The sequence below is a fragment of the Microbacterium sp. ZXX196 genome, from assembly GCF_009709595.1.
Classification (GTDB): domain Bacteria; phylum Actinomycetota; class Actinomycetes; order Actinomycetales; family Microbacteriaceae; genus Microbacterium; species Microbacterium excoecariae.
This window is the reverse complement of the sequence record NZ_WMEE01000030.1, coordinates 1-803: the sequence shown is the minus strand read 5'-3', so window position 1 is coordinate 803 and position 803 is coordinate 1. Positions and strand designations below refer to the sequence as shown.

General features: G+C 58.2%; 2 rRNA genes. One reads left to right on the top strand and one right to left on the bottom strand.

The window, feature by feature from the left end:
• Window positions 1-408 (top strand): 23S ribosomal RNA (locus tag GJQ66_RS14155); the annotation flags it as partial.
• Between the two features lie 291 nt (window positions 409-699).
• Here the strand turns inward: GJQ66_RS14155 and rrf are convergent.
• Window positions 700-803: ribosomal RNA gene (rrf, locus tag GJQ66_RS14150) — 5S ribosomal RNA — on the bottom strand; the annotation flags it as partial.

Genomic DNA, 803 nt, shown 5'->3' with positions numbered 1-803 from the left:
ATGGGGAAACCCGGCAGTCGTCATGGGCTGTCACCCGTACCTGAACTCATAGGGTATGTGGAGGGAACGCGGGGAAGTGAAACATCTCAGTACCCGCAGGAAGAGAAAACAACCGTGATTCCGGGAGTAGTGGTGAGCGAAACCGGATGAGGCCAAACCAGTCACGTGTGATACCCGGCAGGGGTTGCGTGGTTGGGGTTGTGGGAGTTCTCTTGATCGGTCTGCCGGCCGGTCGGTGAGTCAGAAACCGTTGATGTAGGCGAAGGACATGCGAAAGGTCCGGCGTAGAGGGTAAGACCCCCGTAGCTGAAACATTAGCGGCTCGCTTGAGAACCACCCAAGTAGCACGGGGCCCGTGAAATCCCGTGTGAATCTGGCGGGACCACCCGTTAAGCCTAAATATTCCCCCCGCTTTGAAGCGCCAAACATCGAATCCTCTGATGCTAAGGCCGTGAAGCCGCCCTGGAGTCTTCGGACAAAGGGGAGTGGTGGAGCCGCTGATCCAAGGTGGTAGTAGGTGAGTGATGGGGTGACGCAGGAAGGTAGTCCAGCCCGGGCGGTGGTTGTCCCGGGGTAAGGGTGTAGGACGCACGGTAGGCAAATCCGTCGTGCATGAAGTCTGAGACCTGATGCCGAGCCGATTGTGGTGAAGTGGATGATCCTATGCTGTCGAGAAAAGCCTCTAGCGAGTTTCATGGCGGTCGGCGGCGTCCTACTCTCCCACAGGGTCCCCCCTGCAGTACCATCGGCGCTGAAAGGCTTAGCTTCCGGGTTCGAAATGTAACCGGGCGTTTCCCTAACGC